We start from the raw sequence: 4,416 nt of genomic DNA, 5'->3' as shown, positions 1-4,416 counted from the left end.
CAGCAGATCCTTTGCATGCAGCACGCCGACGATGTTGTCGAGCGAGCCTTTCCACAGCGGCATGCGGGTGTGCGGGCTTTGCAAAATCTCGCGCACCACCGCTTCCGGCGCATTGTCGGCATTGACCGAGCGCATGTTGGTGCGGTGGACCATGATGTCGGAGACTTCGAGCTCGGCGAGATCGAACAGGCCGCCGACGCGGTCGCGATCCTCGCGCACCACCTGGCCGTCGCGGCGGAAATCGTCGACCGCGCCGCGCAATTCGTCCTGGCTGGAGCGCTGCGGCTCGATGCGTGAAAGCTCGTACCCGAATATGGCAAGCAGGCGCGTGCGCACGGCAACGAGCAGCACGATGAGGATGGCAAGGACGGCGACAACGATCCAGCCGGGCTCGTTCATCTCCGGTCGCTTTCCTTTGGGTGGTTCTCCCTCAGAAACGACAGCACTTCCGATGCCGGAACATCCTTGGCAATGAAAGCCTGGCCGACGCCGCGCGTCAGGATGAAGGTCAGCGCGCCGCGCGACACCTTCTTGTCCTGGGTGATAAAGGCAAGCAGCGCCTCGGCGTCAGGCAGATCGCCCGGGATGTCGGCTATTCGCCAGGGCAGGCCGACGGCGCGCAGATGCGCCTCGACGCGCGCGGCATCGTCGGGGCTGGCCAGATTGAGCCGCGACGAGAACCGGTAGGCCAGCGCCATGCCGATGGCGACCCCTTCGCCATGGACGAGGCGGCTTCCGTCATATTGGGTGGCGGCTTCCAGCGCGTGGCCGAATGTGTGGCCGAGATTGAGCAGCGCGCGGTCGCCGGTCTCGAACTCGTCACGCGCAACCACGTCGGCCTTGGCGCGGCAGGCTTCGGCAATCGCCTGCGCCCTCTCCGGCCCGCCGGCAAAAACCTGGACCCAATTCTTTTCCAGCCAGGCGAAAAATTCCGGCCGGTCGATGAGCCCGTATTTGGCGAGCTCGGCATAGCCGGCGCGGAATTCCCGGATCGGCAGCGTGTCGAGCACCCCTGTGTCGGCCAACACCAGTTTCGGCTGATGGAAGACGCCGACAAGGTTCTTGCCGCGTGGGCTGTTGATGCCGGTCTTGCCGCCGACCGAGGAATCGACCTGCGCCAGCAGCGAGGTCGGAATCTGCACGAAATTCATGCCGCGCCGCACGATGCCGGCGGCAAAGCCGGCAAGGTCGCCGATAACACCGCCGCCGAAGGCGATGACGATGTCGCCGCGCTCCAGTTTCGCAGCCAGCACACCGTCGACCACCTCTTCGAGATGGGCAAAACTCTTGGTCTTCTCGCCGGCCGGCAGTGTGATGATGGCGGTCTGGATGCCACCCGTTTCGAGGCCTGCCTTCAGCGCACCGAGATGCGCTGCCGCGACATTGGCGTCGGTGACGACCGCGGCGCGTGTGCCCGGCAGCCGGCGCGCAATCTCGGCACCCGCGCGGGCCAACAACCCCGAGCCGATCAGAATGTCGTAGGTCCGGTCGCCAAGGCCGACTTCGACGACAACGGGTGCCTCGATGCTCACTGTTCCACCTCGCCCGTCGCAGCCGCCTGATCAATGCCGAAATGCCGGCACAGCGCGTCCACCACCTCGGTCGCGATGACTTCCTTGCGGTCGTCGCGGGTCGGCACTGTGACGTCCGATGTCGCGTAGACCGGATAGCGCTCGCCCATCAGCCGCTCCAGCACGGCGCGCGGGTCGGCGCTTTTCAGGAGCGGCCGGTTCTGTTTCTTGGCGACGCGATCCATCAGAAGGTCGAGTTCGGCCTTCAGCCACACCGAGACGCCCTGCGCTGCAATCGCCTCGCGCGTCTGCGCATTCATGAAGGCGCCGCCGCCGGTCGACAGCACCTGCGGCCCGTTTTCCAGTACGCGCAGGATGACGCGCTGCTCCAGCGCCCTGAATTCGGTCTCGCCGTAGCGCTCGAACAGTTCCGGAACGGTCATGCGCGAGACGCTTTCGATCTCCTGGTCGCTGTCTATGAAGGGCAGCGCCAGCATCGTCGCCACCTTGCGGCCGATCGCCGTCTTGCCGGCGCCCATCAGTCCGACGAAGACGACGGAACGGCTGCCCAGCCTGCCGAGCAACGCGGCGTGGTTCTCGTCTGGAGGATTTGCTGGCAGCGCGTTCATCGGATGTTTCGAAGGCCCTCTTTGCCGGCGTATCGACATGAAAAGCCCGTTTGCGTCAAGCGTGGCAAGTGCCTTGAACCCGATATGGACTGGCAGGGTCTGCATCAGAAGTTGCTAACAGGCCCCAGCTTCTTCCTTGAATTGGCCGGATTGGCGTCCCATAAGGGGACAGGGTTTGGAAACGCAGAACAAGAAGACGGGCGAAAATTGATGCCGACACTGTTTCGCTTTGTCGTGGTAACGGCGATTCTGGCTGGCATTGCCTATGGTACGATGTTCGCACTGGTGATGTTCGTCGAGCCAAAGAAGGGGGAAATGAGCGTGCGCATCCCTCCGGAAAAGCTCAATCCCAAGAAAAGCTGAATGACAAGACAGGCTGAATGAACAGCGCCGCCCGCATCGAAGCCTTTCTGGAAATGATGAGCGCCGAGCGGGGCGCGGCAGAAAACACGCTTTCCTCCTACCGCCGCGACCTCGAGGACGCTTCCGGCGCGATCGATGGCGGGCTGGCCGGTGCCGCCGCCGCCGATATCCGCGCCTATCTCGACGACATTGCCGCCCGCGGCTTTGCCGCCACGTCGCAGGCGCGCAAACTGTCGGCGATCCGCCAGTTCTTCAAATTCCTCTACGCCGAAGGCCTGCGCGGCGATGACCCGACCGGCACGCTGGACAGCCCGAAAAAGGGCCGCCCGCTGCCCAAGACGATGAGCGAGGCCGACACCGGCCGGCTGATCGACCGTGCAGCAATTGAAGCCGGCGATGTCTCGTCGGGCGATGGGGACAGCCTGGCATCACTGCGCCTGCATGCGCTGGTCGAGGTGCTTTACGCCACCGGCCTGCGCGTTTCCGAGCTGGTCGGCTTGCCGGTGACGGTGGCGCAACGCGACGACCGCTTCTTCATGGTGCGCGGCAAGGGCGACAAGGAGCGCATGGTGCCGCTCTCCGCCAAGGCACGCGCGGCGATGAAGACCTGGCTTGCCGCCCGCGCCAAGGTGCCAGCCTTGGCCGACAGTCCGTTCCTGTTTCCGGCCGCCTCGGACAGCGGCTATCTCTCGCGCCAGGTCTTCGCGCGTGACCTGAAAGGGCTGGCGGCAAGGGCCGGCATTGCCTCGGCGAAGATCTCGCCGCACGTGCTGCGCCATGCTTTCGCCAGCCATCTCCTGCAGAACGGCGCCGATCTGCGGGCCGTGCAGCAATTGCTTGGCCATGCCGACATATCGACGACACAGATTTACACCCATGTGCTGGAAGAGCGGCTGGTGCGGCTGGTCAACGATCATCATCCGCTTGCCGACTAGGCCTCATATCGCTATGTGAGGACGACATTTCACCGCCCGGAGCCTTGGATTCAAGGGTTCCGTCAGCCACTGCCTTCCGACGTATCGGTCCGCTCACGCATGTATAATTACCTCGATTTCGAAAAGCCGGTGCAGGACCTCGAGGGCAAGATCCTCGAGCTGAAGAAGCTTGCCGAGAATGGCGAGGCGGTCGATGTCGGCGACGAGATCAACCGTCTCGAGAAGCGCTCCCGCGACGCATTGCGCGATGCCTACAAGGCGCTGACGCCTTGGCAGAAGGTGCAGGTGGCGCGCCATCCCGACAGGCCGCATTGCGTCGACTACATCAAGGGCCTGTTCACCGATTTCACGCCGCTGGCCGGCGACCGCAATTTCGGTGAGGACCAGGCGATCGTCGGCGGTTTCGCCCGTTTCCGCGGCGAACCCATTGCCATCATCGGCCAGGAAAAAGGTTCCGACACAGCCAGCCGCCTGAAGCACAATTTCGGCTCGGTTCGGCCGGAGGGCTACCGCAAGGCGGTACGGCTGATGGAACTGGCCGACCGCTTCAAGATCCCGCTCCTGACGCTGGTCGACACGGCCGGCGCCTATCCCGGAGTCAACGCCGAGGAGCGCGGCCAGGCGGAGGCTATCGCCCGTTCAACCTCGACCTGTCTCGGCCTGAAAGTACCGTCGATCTCGGTGGTCATCGGCGAAGGCGGTTCGGGCGGCGCCATTGCCATCGCCACCGCCAACCGCGTCTACATGCTCGAACACGCCATCTATTCGGTGATTTCGCCGGAAGGTGCCGCCTCGATCCTGTGGCGCGACACGACACGATCGAAGGACGCGGCGACCAACATGAAGATCACCGCGCAGGATCTTCTGGAACTGAAGATCATCGACGCCATCATCCCCGAGCCGCTCGGCGGTGCGCATCGCGGCGCCGAAACCGTGATCGCCGCGACCGGAGACCTCATCGCCAGGACGATGAAGGAC

Annotated in this window: 5 protein-coding genes and 1 pseudogene; 3 read left to right on the top strand and 3 right to left on the bottom strand. The window is 64.2% G+C overall.

Annotated elements, in window-relative coordinates; genetic code table 11:
- The 3 genes and pseudogenes from EN879_RS25555 to EN879_RS25545 form a co-directional block, all read right to left on the bottom strand.
- Positions 1-399: pseudogene (locus EN879_RS25555) on the bottom strand (hypothetical protein); the annotation flags it as partial.
- On the bottom strand, positions 396-1,532 hold the full coding sequence (gene aroB / locus EN879_RS25550) for a 3-dehydroquinate synthase (protein ID WP_063169114.1): 1,137 nt from the start codon (positions 1,530-1,532) through the stop codon (positions 396-398). The gene aroB and the pseudogene EN879_RS25555, both read right to left, overlap by 4 nt.
- The gene (locus EN879_RS25545) at positions 1,529-2,140 is read right to left on the bottom strand and encodes a shikimate kinase (RefSeq protein WP_024503735.1); all 612 of its coding nucleotides are present in this window, start codon (positions 2,138-2,140) and stop codon (positions 1,529-1,531) included. Before EN879_RS25545 ends, aroB begins: the two co-directional genes overlap by 4 nt.
- 210 nt (positions 2,141-2,350) lie before the next feature.
- Here EN879_RS25545 and EN879_RS25540 point away from each other — a divergent pair, with 210 nt between their 5' ends.
- The 3 genes from EN879_RS25540 to EN879_RS25530 all read left to right on the top strand — a co-directional run.
- Positions 2,351-2,503 (top strand): hypothetical protein, encoded by a 153-nt coding sequence (locus EN879_RS25540; RefSeq protein WP_013529356.1) that lies wholly within the window; start codon positions 2,351-2,353, stop codon positions 2,501-2,503.
- Between the two features lie 17 nt (positions 2,504-2,520).
- Complete coding sequence (locus EN879_RS25535; RefSeq protein WP_063169115.1) at positions 2,521-3,438, top strand: site-specific tyrosine recombinase XerD; 918 nt, start codon at positions 2,521-2,523, stop codon at positions 3,436-3,438.
- A 99-nt stretch (positions 3,439-3,537) separates the two neighbouring features.
- Positions 3,538-4,416: acetyl-CoA carboxylase carboxyltransferase subunit alpha (locus tag EN879_RS25530; RefSeq protein ID WP_127274321.1), on the top strand; the 879-nt coding region annotated here is incomplete at its 3' end.

The organism is Mesorhizobium sp. M7A.F.Ca.AU.002.02.1.1 (assembly GCF_003998535.1).
Taxonomy (GTDB): Bacteria; Pseudomonadota; Alphaproteobacteria; order Rhizobiales; family Rhizobiaceae; genus Mesorhizobium; species Mesorhizobium ciceri.
Note: the sequence above shows the minus strand (reverse complement) of the source record. Positions and strands in the feature narration are given on the sequence as shown.